This is a genomic window from Gemmatimonadetes bacterium SCN 70-22, from assembly GCA_001724275.1.
Lineage (GTDB): Bacteria > Gemmatimonadota > Gemmatimonadetes > Gemmatimonadales > Gemmatimonadaceae > SCN-70-22.
Genome location: MEDZ01000003.1, coordinates 76,810 through 93,224 on the forward strand (window position 1 = coordinate 76,810; position 16,415 = coordinate 93,224).

General features: G+C 63.8%; 15 protein-coding genes and 1 other RNA gene. 5 read left to right on the forward strand and 11 right to left on the reverse strand.

Annotation, left to right across the window (positions count from 1 at the left end; all coding sequences use genetic code 11):
- Positions 1–31: 31 nt before the first annotated feature.
- From ABS52_01795 to ABS52_01815, 5 genes are all read right to left on the reverse strand, one after another.
- A complete protein-coding gene (locus tag ABS52_01795; GenBank protein ID ODT04910.1) occupies positions 32–1,369 on the reverse strand; it encodes a hypothetical protein in 1,338 nt (445 codons plus the stop codon).
- A 17-nt stretch (positions 1,370–1,386) separates the two neighbouring features.
- Positions 1,387–2,067 carry a hypothetical protein gene (locus ABS52_01800; GenBank protein ODT04911.1) on the reverse strand — a complete coding sequence of 227 codons (681 nt, stop codon included), beginning with the start codon at positions 2,065–2,067 and terminating at the stop codon, positions 1,387–1,389.
- Position 2,068: 1 nt separating this feature from the next.
- Positions 2,069–2,686: a hypothetical protein gene (locus ABS52_01805; GenBank protein ODT05113.1), complete on the reverse strand. Its 618-nt coding sequence runs from the start codon at positions 2,684–2,686 to the stop codon at positions 2,069–2,071.
- A gap of 117 nt (positions 2,687–2,803) precedes the next feature.
- Entirely contained in the window at positions 2,804–3,259 is a 456-nt protein-coding gene (locus tag ABS52_01810; GenBank protein ID ODT04912.1) for a hypothetical protein, read from the reverse strand.
- A gap of 181 nt (positions 3,260–3,440) precedes the next feature.
- Positions 3,441–4,823 carry a hypothetical protein gene (locus ABS52_01815; protein ODT04913.1) on the reverse strand — a complete coding sequence of 461 codons (1,383 nt, stop codon included), beginning with the start codon at positions 4,821–4,823 and terminating at the stop codon, positions 3,441–3,443.
- Between the two features lie 101 nt (positions 4,824–4,924).
- Here ABS52_01815 and ABS52_01820 point away from each other — a divergent pair, with 101 nt between their 5' ends.
- The gene (locus ABS52_01820; GenBank protein ODT04914.1) at positions 4,925–5,572 is read left to right on the forward strand and encodes a uracil phosphoribosyltransferase; all 648 of its coding nucleotides are present in this window, start codon (positions 4,925–4,927) and stop codon (positions 5,570–5,572) included.
- A 164-nt stretch (positions 5,573–5,736) separates the two neighbouring features.
- On the forward strand, positions 5,737–6,675 hold the full coding sequence (locus ABS52_01825) for a hypothetical protein (protein ODT04915.1): 939 nt from the start codon (positions 5,737–5,739) through the stop codon (positions 6,673–6,675).
- A gap of 4 nt (positions 6,676–6,679) precedes the next feature.
- Here the strand turns inward: ABS52_01825 and ABS52_01830 are convergent, their stop codons facing one another.
- The 3 genes from ABS52_01830 to ABS52_01840 all read right to left on the reverse strand — a co-directional run bounded on the left by ABS52_01830 (position 6,680) and on the right by ABS52_01840 (position 10,559).
- Positions 6,680–8,071, reverse strand: coding sequence for a tRNA uridine-5-carboxymethylaminomethyl(34) synthesis GTPase MnmE (locus ABS52_01830; protein ID ODT04916.1), 1,392 nt, complete (start codon positions 8,069–8,071; stop codon positions 6,680–6,682).
- A 38-nt stretch (positions 8,072–8,109) separates the two neighbouring features.
- Positions 8,110–9,483, reverse strand: coding sequence for a hypothetical protein (locus ABS52_01835; protein ODT04917.1), 1,374 nt, complete (start codon positions 9,481–9,483; stop codon positions 8,110–8,112).
- Between the two features lie 911 nt (positions 9,484–10,394).
- Positions 10,395–10,559 carry a 50S ribosomal protein L34 gene (locus tag ABS52_01840; protein ODT04918.1) on the reverse strand — a complete coding sequence of 55 codons (165 nt, stop codon included), beginning with the start codon at positions 10,557–10,559 and terminating at the stop codon, positions 10,395–10,397.
- A gap of 175 nt (positions 10,560–10,734) precedes the next feature.
- Between ABS52_01840 and ABS52_01845 the strand changes: the two genes are divergently transcribed.
- Positions 10,735–12,120 (forward strand): hypothetical protein, encoded by a 1,386-nt coding sequence (locus ABS52_01845; GenBank protein ODT04919.1) that lies wholly within the window; start codon positions 10,735–10,737, stop codon positions 12,118–12,120.
- Between the two features lie 975 nt (positions 12,121–13,095).
- On the forward strand, positions 13,096–13,404 hold the full coding sequence (locus ABS52_01850; GenBank protein ODT04920.1) for a hypothetical protein: 309 nt from the start codon (positions 13,096–13,098) through the stop codon (positions 13,402–13,404).
- A gap of 7 nt (positions 13,405–13,411) precedes the next feature.
- Here the strand turns inward: ABS52_01850 and ABS52_01855 are convergent, their stop codons facing one another.
- Complete coding sequence (locus tag ABS52_01855) at positions 13,412–13,597, reverse strand: hypothetical protein (protein ID ODT04921.1); 186 nt, start codon at positions 13,595–13,597, stop codon at positions 13,412–13,414.
- A 749-nt stretch (positions 13,598–14,346) separates the two neighbouring features.
- An RNA gene (gene rnpB, locus ABS52_01860) (RNase P RNA component class A) lies at positions 14,347–14,728 on the reverse strand.
- A gap of 388 nt (positions 14,729–15,116) precedes the next feature.
- On the opposite strand from rnpB, the gene ABS52_01865 reads away from it, so the two are divergent.
- Positions 15,117–15,812: a hypothetical protein gene (locus ABS52_01865; GenBank protein ID ODT04922.1), complete on the forward strand. Its 696-nt coding sequence runs from the start codon at positions 15,117–15,119 to the stop codon at positions 15,810–15,812.
- Positions 15,813–15,851: 39 nt separating this feature from the next.
- Here the strand turns inward: ABS52_01865 and ABS52_01870 are convergent, their stop codons facing one another.
- On the reverse strand, positions 15,852–16,412 hold the full coding sequence (locus ABS52_01870; GenBank protein ID ODT04923.1) for an orotate phosphoribosyltransferase: 561 nt from the start codon (positions 16,410–16,412) through the stop codon (positions 15,852–15,854).
- Between the last annotated feature and the right edge of the window lie 3 nt (positions 16,413–16,415).

Genomic DNA, 16,415 nt, shown 5'->3' on the forward strand with positions numbered 1-16,415 from the left:
CCGGCAACCGGTCGCGTTGCTCCTGCCATGCTCACTCCTCCCCCTGCACGGTCGCTGCGACGACGGCGTCGCCCCCCACTGCACCCATCCCACCATCCTGCGGCACGTACAGCAAGGAGGCGCGATTCTCCCGCACCAGTCGCTCTCGCACGAACCGGTTCACGTCATCCACCGTCACCCGCCTGTATCGCTCCATCTGCGTGTTGATGAGCGTGGCGTCGCCGAAATACGTAGTGAATTGAGACAATTTATCGGCCCGTGACTGGGCTGACTGAAGGGATGTCACCAGGTCCGTGCTGATCAAGGCGATGGCCCGCTGCACCTCGTCTTCCCCTACTCCGCCCTCGCACATCGCATCCAGGCACTCGCCGACTGCACGCTCCAGCGCCTCGCCCGAAGCCTCCGGCCGGGCCGTCGCATCGACGATGAGCAGGTCGCTCCCCTTGGCCAGGTCGAAGGTGAACGCCACCGCCTCCGTCGCCAGCTGTCGCTCGCGGACCAGCCGCCGGTACAGGCGGCTCCCACGGCTCATTCCGAGGACAGCGCCGGCCACCGAGCCCGCATAGTACTCGTCGCTGCCGAACACCGGCGCCCGCATCGCCAGGAAGAGGCGCGGAATCATCACGTCGTCCGGCACCACCTCTCGCCGCCACTCGCCGAACGTCGGGGGGAGGGTCATCTCCGGGAGCGGGGGGCGTCCGCTCCCCCGCGGAATGTCGCCAAAGTGCTCCTCGACCAATCGGCGCGCCTCCTCCACCGTCACATCCCCGACGATCGACAGCACCGCGTTGTCGGGAGTGTAGAACGTCCGGAAGAAGTCGGCCACGTCTTCCAGCGTCGCCGCGCTCAGGTGCTCCATCGACCCGATGAGCGAGTGATGGAATGGGTGCTCGGCGGGAAATGCCAGCGCCGGCAGCTTCTCCCACCACGTCCCGTAGGGCTGGTTGTCCACCGACCAGCGGCGCTCGTTCTTCACCACGTCGCGCTGCGTGTCCAGCTTCTCCTGCGTCATCGCCGGCAGCAGCCGCGCCATCCGGTCGGCCTCGAGCCACAGCGCCAGCGAGAGCTGGTTCGAGGGCACGGTCTCGTAGTAGTTGGTGCGCTCCAGCCACGTCGACCCGTTCAACGTCCCGCCGGCTCGCTGGATGAGCTCGAAGTGCTCGTTCGCCGCGACATGCTGCGACCCCTGAAAGAGCATGTGCTCGAACAGGTGCGCGAATCCCGTGCGGTCCGCACGCTCATTCGCGCTCCCCACGTGATACCAGAGGTTCACGGCCACCACCGGAGTGGTGTGATCCTCCGATATCGTCACCCGTAGCCCGTTGTCCAGCGCGAACGATTCGATCGGCAGTTGCATCTGCACTCTCATCTCCAACTGGTCAGTGGTCAGCGCGGCGATCCCCGCCCGCCTATGGGAATCGTCAGTCCGTAGAGCGCCACGGGGTTGAATCGATCCACCTCCCCGGTCGAGAGATCCTCGTTCGGCGTCAGCACCTGGTTGAGCATCACGTAGGCGCGCAGGCGCGAGAACACGGGGCCGAGGTCGCGCAGGACCTTCTCCCCGACGTGCACCTGGAGCGCCGCCTCCCCCACGAAATCACGACCATATAGCGCTCGGTTCCTGGCGCCCCCCCCTCCGTAGGCGTACGTGAGGTAGAGCGGGAACTGAAGGTCCACCCACCCCCCAGTGCGCTCCCTCGCGATTCCGGGAAAGACATTCCCGATGAACAGCACGGGCGTGTTCGCGTTGCGCGGACTTGCCCCCGACGTCCCGTACGGCGTCACGCTTGCCCCGACGATCAGGGTCCACCACTTCGACGACGTCGGGACGATCGTGGCGAAGCGCAGGTTGAATCCGCTCGTGGACGGATACCCGTTCGGCGCCGAGAGGAAATCCGCGCTCATCATCCCCGGCTGCAGCAGGAGCTCCGGGGTCCTGTCCTGGGCTGCCGCAGGCGCCGACGTGAGCACGACCCCGGCGAGCACCGACGCGAGCCCCGACGCGAACCCCGAGGCGAGCATCGTCCGGATCCGCATCGATCGCAGGCTGTCGTGGAAGAACGTCACCCTACAATACCGAAGCGGGAGCGAGGACCAGCAGGGCCGTGAGCGGCACCTTCACCGACTCGGACAGGATGTACGTGATCGACTCCACGCGGTTCGCCGAGATGGGGCTCGTCTTGGTGGGCGACGGTACCGCCCGGAGATCGTACCGCCACGACAGGATCTGCAACCGCAGCATGTGAAAGGGGTCGCTCACCAGGATCACCTCACCGAGGTGCCGGGCCGACACCAGACGTGCAACCCCGCCAAGCGATTCCGCGGTGCTCCGCCCTTCGTTCTCCAACAGGAGCGCGCTGTCGGGAACCCCTCGCCGAAGCATGTAGACCCGTCCGACGGCCGCCTCGCTCGTCGTGTCGCCGGTCCCCATGCCGCCCGTCAGGATCAGGTGCGGCGCCATTCCCCTCTGCCACAGCTCCAGGGCATGGTCGAGTCGAGCCTTCAGGACGGGAGATGGCCGTCCCATGTACTGGGCGGCACCGAGCACGACGATCGCGTCCGCAGGCCTGGCTCCGTCGTGCGTCCCCCACAAGAGCACGCCGCTGAGCGAGACGAGCCACGCCACCGTCAGCAGGCGGAAACCGCCAAGCGCAAGCCGCCGCGCCGACCAGGTAGAGGGAGCCATCATGCGAACAATAAGGCCCCACCAACTTGCGTGCCTAGCCCTCTTCGGCCGCGCTCATCGCCCGCCCTCTCCCCCCCTCTCCCGCCACGTCCCCCGCGCCCTCACACCTCGCCCCCCTTAACGTGCCAAGCTCAGGAGCGAGAGCCAGAACACGTCGAACGCCACGCGTGCATTCCGATTGGGCTGGCGTGCCGCCCATAACACCAGTCCGTCGCGAAAGGCCAATTCGCACGACGCCAGCATGGCGGGAGGGAGTCTTGGGGAGAGGTCGAGGAGCTGGAACACGCGCGCAACCGTCTTCTCCCCCGCAGCCTGCCGATGCAGAGCCGACTCCTCGAGCGCCTGCCGAGCCGCGTCACCCCGTTCCTGCGTGAACTCGATGAGCACGCGCAGCTCTCCGTTCTCGATCTCCCCGCCCAGCCAGCGCCAGTAGTCCTCCATGACGGTCGCCGCCGTGCTCTGCGACAAGGCCTCCCCCTCCCGTCGAAGCACGCGGTCCGTCAGCCAGCGAATGGTCGCGGCCAGCAGCGCTTCCTTGCCGTGGTAGTGATACAACACGAGGGCCTTGGACACCGACGCTTCGGCCGCGATCGACTGAAGCGAGACCGCTCCCCCTCCCTCGTGCTGCGCGCACCGAAGGGTGGCGGCGAGTAGTCGCTCTCGAGCCTCGGTCGCGCGCGCATCACTGCGTCGAGCGCGCGAATTCGAGGGGCCGGAGCGACTGGAAGCGCTATGGGACATGGTTCGTCGCCTATCAAACGACGGCCCGCTCACCCGGCCCCGGGATCCGCACCTGGAACCCGTCTCCGATCAGCGTGTCCGCCAAGGCCTGCTGGGCCTGCGCTTCGCCGTGCACGAGAAACACGCGTTCCGGTCCGGGCCCGGGGCCTCGCACATGATGGAGCCACCCGCGAAGGTCACGCCGGTCGCCGTGCGCACTGTACCCGTTGATTACCTCTACCCGGGCGCGCAGCGGCAACTCGTCGCCAAACACCTTGATGATCGGAGACTTTTCCAGGATGCGCCGCCCCAGCGTGTGCTCCGCCATGAAGCCAACGATCAGGATGGTGTTGCGCGGATCGCTCGCCCCATTCGCGAGATGGTGCAGGATGCGCCCGGACTCGGCCATCCCCGATGCGGCGATGATGACCATCGGGCCTCGCATCGTGTTCAACCGCTTCGACTCTTCCGTGTCGCGGGTGTACCGTACCAGGTCGAACCGGAACAGGTGCGCCACCCCGTTCACCAGGTGTTCCGTGGTATCGAACGAATCCGGGTGCATCTCGAAGACCGACGTGGCGTCGGTCGCCAGCGGCGAGTCGATGAAGATCGGAATGCTCGGAATCTGCTTCTTGCGCGCTAGCGCATGGAGGTCGTAGACCAGTTCCTGGGTGCGCCCCACCGCGAACGCCGGGATCAGGAGCTTTCCTCCGCGCTCCGCCGTGGCGCGCACGATCTCCGCCAGCCGGGCCTGTGCATCCTCGAAGGGCGGATGATCCCGGTTGCCATAGGTGGACTCCATGATCACCACGTCTGCGCCCACCGGCGGGTCCGGGTCGCGAATGATCGGCAGCCCGGAGCGCCCGATGTCTCCCGAGAAGACCAGGCGCCGCGGCTTCCCCTCGTCTTCGTACTCGAGGATGACCGAGGCGGACCCCAGGATGTGCCCGGCCTCCACGAACGTGACGTGGAACCCCGGCAGGACCTCGACGCGCTTCTTGAACGGAACCGAGACCATGTTCTCCACCGTCCGGGCAGCATCCCGCATGGTGTAGAGCGGTTCCGCGTGCTCCTTGTTGCGACGCTGTAGGTAGTCGGCATCCTTCTCCTGGATGTGCGCCGCGTCCGCGAGCATGATCGCACAGAGGTCCCGCGTGGCCGGGGTCGACCAGATCGTGTTGGCGTACCCCTCCTTCGCCAGGAGGGGGAGGCGGCCGGAGTGGTCGATGTGCGCGTGCGACAGGATCACCGCGTCGAGCTCGTCAACCCGGAGTGGGAGGTGGCGGTTCTTGGCGTTGGTCTCTGATCGCCGCCCCTGGAAAAGGCCAAAGTCCAGCGCCAGCGTCCTGCCGGCATGGCGCAGGATGTGGCAAGACCCGGTCACCTCGCGCGCTGCGCCCGCGAACTCGATCTCCACCAGACCGTCCTCGTTCTCAGGTTTGCCGACACCTCGGCCGACGCGTCGCGCGCGAATGCCGGGTATTCTGCCGAGGCCGCGAAATTAGTAGCTTGGCGCGCATGCACACCACCCCTTCCGAGCCTTCGCTGACAGTCGTCAGGCATCCATTGGTGCAGCACAAGCTCACGCTGCTGCGCGATCGACGCACGCCCAAGAAGATCTTCAAGGAGCTGGTCGACGAGATCGCCATGCTGATGGCCTACGAGGTCACCACAGCGCTTCCGCTCGAGGAGATCGTGGTGCAGACACCGCTGGAGCAGGCGACCGGATGGCAGGTCAGCGGCAAGAAGCTCACCCTGGTCCCCATTCTCCGGGCCGGGCTCGGGATGGTCGAGGGAATCTTGCGCCTCGTCCCCTCCGCACGCGTGGGCCACATTGGGTTGTATCGGGATCACGACACGCTCGAACCGGTGGACTACTATTTCAAGGTCCCCGGCGACGCCGCCGAGCGTGACTTCTTCCTCCTCGATCCGATGCTCGCGACTGGTGGGAGTGCCGTCTCCGCCATCGATTCGCTCAAGCGCACGGGGGCCGTTCGCATCCGCTTTCTCTGCTTGGTGGCCGCCCCAGAGGGGGTCTCGCGCGTGCATCGGGCCCACCCCGACGTCCCCATCTATTGCGCGGCGCTCGATCGGGAGCTCAACACCCACGGCTACATCCTCCCGGGACTGGGTGACGCGGGCGATCGCCTGTTCGGCACGCGCTGATCAGCACCACACGGCAACCTCGCGCCCGCACGCTACCGCGTTGCTCGGTTACACAATCTGGCCTCGCGACTGGATAAATCGTCTCTTGTTCGCAATCACGTGCATCACTACATTGCGCCCGATTCCGGGATCCTCCGCGCCGATCACCCGCGACTTGGTCGTTGATGCTCATCAATTTGCTGCCGGACTTCTTCGCAGTCCTGAACAGCACCGATCGAGTCGCCGCTTACCAGCAGTATTTCGAGTCGCACCGCGCGAGGCTCTCTGCCTACTGGCACAACTACGTCTTCGATCCCGACAGCGAGCACTTTCTTGACGTCGTGCGGATGGCGGTCCACGCGGATCGATCCGACCTGCGCGCCATGCTCGAGCGCACCGACGTCGTCTCGCTGGCGCGCGAAACCGAGGCCCGCTGCGCGGACCTGTTAGGCACCGACGTCGACCTCGACGTCGTCCTGATGGTCGGAGTGGGCGGCGCGAACGCGGGCGAGCTGGTCGTTGCAGGTCGCGGCATGGCCTTCGTGTGCCTCGAGCACTTCACCGGCATCGCCAATCCCGATACCCAGGGTCTTGGCCTCGATCCCGAGCTCATTCCCCTGTGGCTCGCGCACGAGATCGCCCATGCGGTACGCTACACCTCGCCGACCAGCCGCAGCGAGATGCGCCAGGTCATCGACGAGGCGGACGGCTACTACTCCTACTGGGAGACCGGGCGCCGTGCCTCGGTGCGTGAGCTCCTCGTCAACGAGGGGCTGGCCATCAACGCCTCGCGCCTGGTCAGCCCAGGGCACGCGGCGTGGGAATATTACGGCTACGGCCGGCGACAGTACGCGCGCATCCGGGAGCTGGAGTCCCACATCTCGCGTGCCGTCGCCCAGGAACTCGACCATCACGCACTCGGCCTCCGCCTGCGCTACCTCATGGGCGGCACCAGCGATGACGCCCGCACGATCGATCGTGTCGTGATCCCCGAGCGTTCCGGCTACTACATCGGCGCCCGAATGGTGGAGGCAGCCATCGAGCAGCGTGGCATCGCGTGGGCAATTCGCGCAAGCGCCGCCGAGCTCCTCGACATCGCACGCGCTACCGCAGCGTCGGCATAGTCCGTCACTTCCCCACGCAGAACGATCGGAACACGCGGTCGAGCACGTCCTCGACGTCCACGCTCCCGATCAGTTCGTCCAGGGCGTGCGTGGCGCCACGCACGTGCACCGCGGCTACCGGGGCCGGGACCTTCCCCCCTTCCCACGCGGACAGGAACCCCTCGAGCTCCTCCAGCGCCTTCGCCAGCGCATCCCGGTGACGCCCGCGGGTCACGATCGGAAGGTCCACGCTCAGGCTCCCCACCGATCGCTCCAGTTCTCCCACGATCGTGCGTACCAGCACATCGAGCCCTTTGCGTGTCATCGCACTCACCGCCACGTAGGGGTCGCTCCGCGTCTCCCCCTCCCCCTCCGTCTCCCCCTCGTCACCCCCCGCAGCACGATCCCCGCCACGGTCTCCCTTCGTCAGTACCGCGATTCGCACCCCTTGCCCGAGGTGCTCCACCCGTCCCATCGCCTCCTCGAGCTCTCCCGGCGACTCCGCGCAGACCAGCAGGACGTGAGCGGCGCCAATGTGACGCTCGCTCACCTCGATCCCCAATCGCTCCACCACGTCCGTCGTCTCTCGCAATCCCGCCGTGTCGATGAGCCGCAGCGGCCATCCCTCCGCCTCGACACGCGCCTCGATGGCATCGCGCGTCGTTCCGGGGACTTCGGTCACGATGGCTCTCGTCTCACCAAGGAGCGCGTTGAACAGCGACGATTTCCCTGCATTCGGCGGCCCCGCGATCACCACCACAGCACCCTCGCGCGCCACCTCGCCCAGGGGGACCGTGGCCAGGAGGCTGCGTAGCGATACCTGCACCTCACGTGCTGCCCGTATCACCTCTGCGCGCGCAATGGGACCGTCATCCTCCTCGGGAAAGTCGATGTCGTAGGCGAGCAATGCCTCGACGTGCAGTACACGATCTCGCAGCTTCGACAATGCCTGCGACAACCCCCCGTCGAGCTGGCGAAGCGCGGCCCGGCGATGCGCATTGGTCCGGGCATCGACCAGGTCTGCCACCGCCTCGGCCTGCACCAGGTCCATCTTCCCATTCAGGACCGCCCGCTGGGTGAACTCGCCAGGCTCGGCTCCGCGTGCCCCCAGGAATCCCAGCACCTCGAGGATCGCGCTCGACACCGCGACGCCACCGTGGCAGGCAATCTCCACCATCGGCTCGCCACTGTACGACTGCGGCGCATCGAAGCGCGTGACGAGCGCGCGATCGATCACGCTCGCATCCCGTGGATCGATGATCGTGCACAGCGAGACCCGACGAGCCTCCTGTGGCCACGGATTCACGACCTGCCGCGCCAACGCATGCGCAGCACCCCCGCTCAGGCGCACGATCGCGATCGCGCCACGCCCGGCGGGGGTGCTGACGGCCGCGATGGTGTCATCGCGAAGCAGCATCGTCGTCTCGCACGGTATCGAGACCCGACACCGGTTGCCTACGTCTTCTTTCCTCCACCGCTCTTGCCTCGCTCATTGGCGATCAGCCATTGCTGTGGAATCGCCGCCACGTTCTGGATGGCGTAGTACAGGTTGAGTCCCGAGGCGAAGTTGGCGAACAGGAACGTCATCATCACCGGGAAGATGTACAGCATCATCTTCGCCTGCGGATTGGGCGGTGCGTTCCGCATCCCCACCCACGAGAGAACGAACATCGAGATCCCCATCAGGAGCGGTACGATGTAGTAGGGATCCTTGATCGAGATATCCGCCAGCCAGAGGAAGGGGACGCCACGGAACTCGATCGTGTTCTGGAATACGAAGAACAGCGCGAACAGAACCGGCATCGGGAGCAGGAGCGGGAGGCACCCGGCAAAGGTGCTGAAGGGGCTCATGTCGTGCTCCTTGTACACCCGCATCATCTCCGCCTGCATCTTCTGCGGATCCGCCTTGTACCGCTTCTGGATGTCGTTCAGCTCCGGCTGGATGCGCTGCATCTTCATGGAGCTGCGCATCGCCCCGTGGTTCAGCGGCCACAGGATGAGGCGCACCGCGACGCCGAAGATCACCAGCAGCCACCCGTAATCCAGCTTCAGCGTCGCCTTCATCCACAACAGGATGCGCATGACGAGCGTCGCGAACGGCTGCACGACCCCCTGGAGCCACCCACCGTAGGGGTTCGAATTCACGAACTCGCGCCCCATCGACTCCAGCCGCGTGTACTGCTGGGGCCCGGTGAACAGGTCGAAACGGAACGTTCCGTTGTTCAATCGCGCAACTATCGTCCCGGTCGCGGTGGTCGCCGTGCGCGTCACGCGCGCCCCGCCCACCGCAACTCCCTCCGCGAAGCTGTCGTCACCCTCCGGCGCGAGGACGCCGACGATGAAGTACTTGGATTTCGCCGCCGCCCAGGTGAGGGGCCCCGGGACGAGCTGTCGCTCTCCCGGATCCAGGCTCTTGAATGGAATCCCCTCGGCATTCCGCGTCCGCGGCTTCATCGCGAACGCGAAGTGATTCTGGTCGTCAGCAGAATCCACCTCGAACGACCGGAACGTGCTCGGCAGATCGATCAACACGAAGCGGGCCGGATTTCCCGCCGCATCGTTCCCCACGACGCCCTCCACCCGCGACACGAACGAGTCCGCAACGATCGTGTACTTGAGCTCGATCGATCGTCCTCCCGCCATTCCCCGATACGCGAGGACTGTCGCGCCATTGGCCGCACTCGACCGCTCGACCTCGAACGCCACCTTGTCGAGCGACAGCGTATCACCCGCTCCCAGCACCCGATAGGAAATCAGTGGCCGCTTTCCAGAGCTGATGCTGACCGACTGATGCACCTTGTCGAGCGCCCTGAATCCCGGAAGGTTCACTTCCAAGGGCGCGGCACCAACGCTGGAAAACACGTACTTGGCCGAGTCGCTGGACACGATCGTGGTCTCTGCGCGCGCTACCCGTGACGTGTCGGCGCCACTCGTCCCGCCAGTCACGGATGGTGCCGCCACCGCTGCCTGAGCACTGTCAGTCGCCCGTGCGGGTGCTCCTGCTGCAGTGGGAGCTGCGCCCGATGCCCCCTTCGCCTTTGCTCCACTGGCCGGGACATCGCGCGGAACGGCCGTCGGGAACAGCTTCGGCGTGATGATGATGACGATGGCGACCAGCGCCAACGCAAGGATCGTTCGTTTGTCCATCGCAGCGAACGGGGTCAGGGCACAGGGTCAAAGCCGCCAGGGTGCAGCGGATGGCAACGAGCAATCCGGCGGGCGGCTAGGTATGAACCACGAACGGCGCCATGGCGTTGCAGCGCCTCGATCGCGTACTGCGAGCAACTCGGGTAGAAGCGACAGACCGCCGGCAAGAGCGGACCAAGGAACATCTGATATGCGCGCACCAGTAGCACGAGGACGTGTCGCATGCGATTTCCTAGGCTCCCGAACCTTCCGCGCGATCGAGCCGCCGGCAGACTCGTTCCACCTCCTGCCGTAGCCCCTCGAACGACAACCCGTAGGCTGCACGCTGCGCCCACACCACCATGTCCAACGGAGGTCGTCCAGGGAGCACCAGTTCGCGTACGAGCTCCCGAAGGCGTCGTTTCAAGCGATTTCGTTCCACTGCGGTTCGACCATACCGTGGCACCACGATCCCGACTCGCATGCGTGCGCGAGGGGAAGTGCTCGTCCGAACCAGTAGGGCGTTCGTTCGGTGAGCCTTCCCCTCTCCTCGAATGCGCTCGAGATCCGCACGCCGCGTGATACGCGCGGCCGGCGGGAACCGATGTCGTTGGCTACGCGGCGGCGTACTTGGACGGCAGCTTGACGGTCAACTGCTTGCGCCCCTTCTTGCGGCGACGGCTCAGGACCTCGCGCCCCCAGCGCGTCTCCATGCGCGCACGAAATCCATGCGTGCGAACGCGGCGCTTGTTGCGCGGACGGTACGTCGGCTTACCCATGACTATTGCTCCGAAAGCCTGCTGAAATTTCTGCTGAAAATCTGTCCGGAAGAAGGCGAAGAATAGAGCCTTACGTATTGCATGTCAACGGGTTAGGTGTTGCTCGCATTCGCGAGGAATTGACTTTTCCACACCCCGTACCTACGTTCGGCCCCCCGCCTTTTTCCACATCGAAATGGACCTGACGGCCCCCGACGCCTGGCAACGCCTCATCGAGCTCGTTCGCCGAGACGTGTCGGAACAAACGTTCCGAACATGGCTCGAACCGGCTGTGCCAATTGAGTTTACCGGCGATCGACTCGTGGTACGCGTCGCAGACCAGTTCGCCGCGGACTGGAATGACTCCAAGTTCTCAACCCTCCTTCGCGCCCTCGCCCCCGTCGCGCTCGGTCATCCTTGCGACGTCGTGTTCCGCCCGGATGAAGAGCGGCAGCAGCGCCCACAAATCGACCTCTTCTCCGAAGCTCGCCCGGCGCAGGGACGAAGCGCTTCGTCCGCTACCGTAGCACCCCCCAAACCAATCCTCAGCGCCCGTTACACCTTCGACCAGTTCGTCATCGGCAAGTCCAACGAGGTGGCGGCCGCTGCTGCTTATGCAGTCTCTCAAGCGCCCGGCAAGGTCTACAACCCGCTTTTCATCTATGGCACCACGGGCGTCGGCAAGACACATCTGATGCAAGCCATCGCCCACGAGCTGCTCGAAAGGACACCAACGCTCCGCGTCTCCAACCTCGGCGCCGAGCAGTTTACCAACGAGTACGTAAACGCCATCCAGACCCGGACGACCAACGACTTCCGCCGACGCTTCCGTGAGACTGATCTCCTCCTGATCGACGACGTTCACTTCCTCAAGGGCAAGGAAGCAACCCAGGAAGAGTTCTTCCACACTTTCAATACCCTCTACGAGAACGGCCGCCAGATCATCATGACCTCGGACAGGCCCCCGTCCGAGATACCCGGCATCGAAGCACGTCTCGTTACCCGCTTTCAATGGGGAATGGTCGCCGACATCGAGCTCCCCGACCTGGAGCTTCGCATAGCGATTCTTCGCAAGAAGGCAGAGGTCGACCAGCTCCAGCGCACGATCCCTGATGAAGTGATTCGATTTCTCGCCGAGCACATTCGCTCCAGCGTTCGTGAGCTCGAAGGCGCTGTGATTCGTCTCTTGGCTTATTCCTCCCTCAAACGGAAGGACATCACGATCGCTCTCGCCCAGGAAGCGCTCCGTGACAAGCTTCGGCGCGATGAAAACGGAACCCTTTCCGAACTCCCCGCCATTACTCCCGAGCGCATTCAGGAAATCGTTGCCTCCGAGTGGGGCGTTACCAGCGAAGGCCTACGGTCCAAGACCCGTACCAAGACGCTCACGATTCCGCGGCAAGCTGCCATGTACCTGTGCCGCGAACTCCTTGGCCTCCAGCTAGTCGAAATCGGTCACCGATTCGGCAACCGCGATCACTCCACGGTTATCCACAGTCTGGAGCGTGCTGACGATCTTCTAACGTCCGATTCCACATTCCAGGACCGCCTTCTTCGCGCCAAACGACGACTTACCTCGTGAATCCCCAAGCCTCCACACCTTTCCACCTCAAAACACCCTCACCCAAAGCACACCATCGTGCGCAATATCAAGTACTTCCACCGACAATCCACATTTCCACGCCTGTACTGATACTGCTGTATTCTTTTACTTTCTAGATATACTACAGACCATCTCCGGTCCCACTTCAACCCACCTATGCGCCTCACAATCAGCCGCGAGAAGCTCCAGGAAGCTCTGACTGCCGTTGCCGCGGCAGTACCGGCAAAGACTACGCTTCCTGTACTTGGGAATCTTCTACTCGAGACCACTGATCGTGGACTGCGGCTTTCTGGGACCGATCTGGATATTGGTGTCAGTACCGAGGTGCTAGCCGACGTGGAATCCCCTGGCGCCATCACGGTTCCGGCGAAGAAGCTCGTAGAAATCGTGCGAGAGTTGCCACCTGCTCCTGTGAAGCTAGGAGCCGCCGGCGAGCAGCGGGTTACACTCGAGTGTGGTCGCGCGCGATTCAAGCTTCTAGGATTGCCACGAGATGAGTTCCCGGCATTTCCTACAGTGGACTTTTCCAAGTCCTGGCGTGTGAAGTCGGGTGACGTACAAGGATTGATAGGTCACACGGTGTTCGCTGTGTCCACAGAGGAAAGCCGTCCGATTCTCAATGGTGTCTTGTGGGAGATTCGGGATGAGCAGATGCGAATGGTGGCCACGAATGGCCATCGCTTGGCGAAGATGGAAGTTCCGTATACAGGAGGACATGGCGGGGATTTCATCATTCCCCCGAAAGCGCTCGAGCAGGTTCGGCGTCTTTTTCCGTCAGATGAGGAGCTCGAGGTTGCACGGGGTGAGAACCATGTGGCATTCCGTTCTCCCTTCACCGCGGTTTTCACGCGTCTGATAGAAGGTCCGTATCCTAACTACGACCAGGTCATTCCTCGGGACAACAACAGGGTTGCCATCATCGACAAGGTGGCTTTGCAGAGTGCCCTGAAGCGAATGGCTGTGGTTGCATCGGACCAGACTCACCGTGTGAAGCTGTCGTTCAACGCGGCATTGCTGAAATTCTCGGTTGCAACACCCGACTTGGGAGAAGGGCAGGACGAACTGCCGATCCGCTACGACGGAGATCCGATCGATATCGGATTCAATGGGATGTATCTGCTCGAAATACTGCGATACATGCCCACGGAGGAGATTCGGTTCACTTTCCGCGAGCCAGAGCGAGCGGCGACTATCGAACCCGAAAACTGGCAACAGCCCGGGAAGTACCTGTGCCTGGTGATGCCCCTGCGTCTCGTAGACTAGGACGTATTCAGGGGTTCGACTGTCGGCGCGTCATGCGGATGTAGCTTTGCTGGCGGAAAAGTTGCGCGCGCTGGTCACTCTGAGCTTCGATCCTCCCCATCAAGTCGAGCTGAAGCTCCAGGGGGAGAGAACTCGTCGACGTCGTATCGATGGACACCGTGGCGTTTCCGCGAAAATCGGTGTGGACACGCATCGGCAGCGTGATTGAGGAATCGGAATCTGCAACACCGCTGATGATGAGGTGACCAACACTGCTGGCACTTGGTGTGATGGCAGTACGGTACGCAGTCAGAACTCCGGCCGTGCAGGTGCGATACTCCAAGGAGTCTGCGGTGGGGCTAGTCGGGAGACCCAAACGTGGACTCGCTGCAAGTTGCCGTAGGTAGATGGCGGCGAGTAAGTCGGAGAGAAGTGTTGGCAGGGCGGTACACGAAGTCTGAAGCGCTCCTGCCAATCGGGTCTCCCCTCGAGAGCTCCAAGTCAGGGTTGCTGCTGCGGTGGCTGGCAACGTGTCGCGAGCAAGCAGTTCTGGCGGAAGCGAACGACCCTGCGGGAGCATGTATCCGGAATCAGACGTCAGCTCGAGGAGGATGACCTGGTCCTGAGGACGTGGTCTGAATCGAGCTCGAACGATCTCGCGAACGGTAAAGGAGTCCGTGACTCCTGACGCCGGCGTATCCTGAGTGGTGACGACAGTGGCGCTGAGGATGTACTCCGTGCTGTCGGGGAGCAGCGATTCACTGCGCTTTTCGGGGAGCGAAATCGGAGCAGGAGGGAGGAGTTCGGGGGGAGCCTTGGTAGGGCGTGGATGTGTGGTGGGAGATGGTGTGCACGCAGTCGCCGTTGTGGCGAAAACGAGGGCCAGAACGGAATTCGATATCCGATGGGATCGGAGCGCTCCGGTTCTCGAGTGGTCGGGACGGTTGAGAGAGGGGTGCGTCAGATACATGCTGGCCTGTAAGCCGGGTTCTGTCGGATCCTGGGATCCGGATGATCATTCCTCTCGGCGTGATGTCACCAGCACGCTCTAGCAGCCAACCCGCGGCGTCTTGGTCGAGAAGGACTGTCTCTCGCCGCCTATTTGGCCTTGCTCCAGCTGGGGTTTACCGTGCCGCCAACGTTACCGCTGGCGCGGTGGGCTCTTACCCCACCTTTTCACCCTTACCGGTTTCGAAAAACCGGCGGTTTGTTTTCTGTGGCACTATCCGTCACAGCCGCGAGGCCGTGCCCAGGAGTTACCTGGCAGCTTGTCCAAGGAGCCCGGACTTTCCTCGGCGAGTAGTACCCTTGACGGCACTCCCGACGCGATCATCCGACCAGCATGTACCTGACTCCCGAAATATAGTGCCTCTGTGTTCGTGACGAATTGCGTGAAATCACGATTTCATGGGGGCCGGGAGAGATGTCCGGGGTGACATCAGGGTGACGGAGCTTCGTAGTATGCGCTCCGATCCCAACGAGGTAGCAGATCGATGAATTCCCGAGACTGCCGAACGCTCGCGATGGTGGCGCAAGCCACTGGTGGTAAGGTGCGTCAAGCTGTGAATGGAGCTGGTGTCACGCACGTGGCCACAGTGCTCACGCCGGATGAACGACTGCGGGTGGATGCGGCTGGACTCGGGCTGATCCAGGCATATCACCGAGAATCGGTCGAGGACGTCTGGCGGGACCTACGGAATCGGCACGTGGCAGCCCTCATCGTCTCGACGGCAATGTGCCGTGGGGTGAGCGTGACCAACATGGCGCGCATGGTACGCGAGTTTCCGCGCGTCCCCACGGTCGCACTCCTCTCGGGCCTCGATCAGAGCACGGTGCGAACGGTGCTATCACTGGGCCACTGCGGGGTACGGACGTTGATCGATGTCCGCGAACCAACGGGGTGGCGTGAGCTCCGGAACGTGCTCCTGAACGAACGAGCGTCAACAGTGCCGCGGATGGCGGAATCGGGCTTGGCACTCGATCTGGAGCAGACGCCTCCGGGCACTCGGCGATTCTTCGAACTGCTCTTTACAGTTGGTCGGGAGACGCCGACCATCCGGGAGTTCGCGGCGAGGATGGGGGTGATTCCGGGGACGCTGATGAGCCGGTTCTTTCGCGCACGCCTACCTGCGCCCAAGCGTCTTCTCGCACATGCCCGGCTTACTTGCGCTGCGCACCTGTTCGAGAACCCTGGAGTGACCATTGCCAGCGTAGCCAATCAACTGGACTACTCGTCACCGCAGAGCTTCAGCCGGCATGTCCGCGCCATGCTGCATCTTTCGGCGACGGACTTTCGCGCGCGGTACGACGGTGCGGGAATGCTGGAATACTTTCGGGAAGAGTTGGTCCTGCCGCATCTGGTGCGGTGGCGCACGTTCGACCCCTTCGGGCAGCCACGCGTGTGGCTGCATGGGGGGGGCGAGCGATAGGATACCCAGCCCGAGCGGAGCGCTGACTTCCGCGCTCGGTTATGGCTGGGGCAGTAGGGGCAGGATCTCACCCGCCGTCGCCAGCGAGATGACCGAGAGTCCTGCCGCTTCTATGGCTTCCCTCCCCCCTTCCTCGCGGTCAACGAGCGCGAGGACGCCGAGTATGTTGGCACCCTGGCCACGGAGGACCTCGACGGCCTTCAGAGCGGACCCCCCGGTCGTGATGACGTCTTCGATGACTACGACACGGTCGGCGGGGCGGAAGGGACCCTCGATTTGCCGCCCTGCGCCGTGCCCCTTGGGCTCCTTCCGGACGGTGAACGCCCTGACCGGGCTGGATGTTTGTGCGCTTGCGTAGGCGATGGCGTAGGAAATAGGGTCCGCGCCGAGCGTAAGGCCACCGACGGCGTCAACCGATCCGAAAGCATCGCGGATGGAAGCAAGACCCAGGGGACCGACGAGCGCGAGCCCTTCTGGGCTCATGGTGGTGAGCCGGGCGTCGATGTATAGCGACGATGTGCGGCCAGAAGAGAGGACAAAGTGCCCTCTGCGCGCGCTACGGTCGGCGAGTAGGGTTACCAGCTTGTGTCGGGTGTCCATGTA

Excerpts from the sequence above, each read along its gene's own strand:
- ABS52_01795 (ODT04910.1), bottom strand. The coding sequence starts at position 1,369 with ATGAGAGTGCAGATGCAACTGCCGATCGAATCGTTCGCGCTGGACAAC.
- ABS52_01805 (ODT05113.1), bottom strand. The coding sequence starts at position 2,686 with ATGGCTCCCTCTACCTGGTCGGCGCGGCGGCTTGCGCTTGGCGGTTTC.
- ABS52_01820 (ODT04914.1), top strand. The coding sequence starts at position 4,925 with ATGCACACCACCCCTTCCGAGCCTTCGCTGACAGTCGTCAGGCATCCA.
- ABS52_01825 (ODT04915.1), top strand. The coding sequence starts at position 5,737 with ATGCTCATCAATTTGCTGCCGGACTTCTTCGCAGTCCTGAACAGCACC.
- ABS52_01830 (ODT04916.1), bottom strand. The coding sequence starts at position 8,071 with ATGCTGCTTCGCGATGACACCATCGCGGCCGTCAGCACCCCCGCCGGG.
- ABS52_01840 (ODT04918.1), bottom strand. The coding sequence starts at position 10,559 with ATGGGTAAGCCGACGTACCGTCCGCGCAACAAGCGCCGCGTTCGCACG.
- ABS52_01845 (ODT04919.1), top strand. The coding sequence starts at position 10,735 with ATGGACCTGACGGCCCCCGACGCCTGGCAACGCCTCATCGAGCTCGTT.
- ABS52_01850 (ODT04920.1), top strand. The coding sequence starts at position 13,096 with ATGGCTGTGGTTGCATCGGACCAGACTCACCGTGTGAAGCTGTCGTTC.
- ABS52_01855 (ODT04921.1), bottom strand. The coding sequence starts at position 13,597 with ATGCGTGTCCACACCGATTTTCGCGGAAACGCCACGGTGTCCATCGAT.
- ABS52_01865 (ODT04922.1), top strand. The coding sequence starts at position 15,117 with ATGTGCCGTGGGGTGAGCGTGACCAACATGGCGCGCATGGTACGCGAG.
- ABS52_01870 (ODT04923.1), bottom strand. The coding sequence starts at position 16,412 with ATGGACACCCGACACAAGCTGGTAACCCTACTCGCCGACCGTAGCGCG.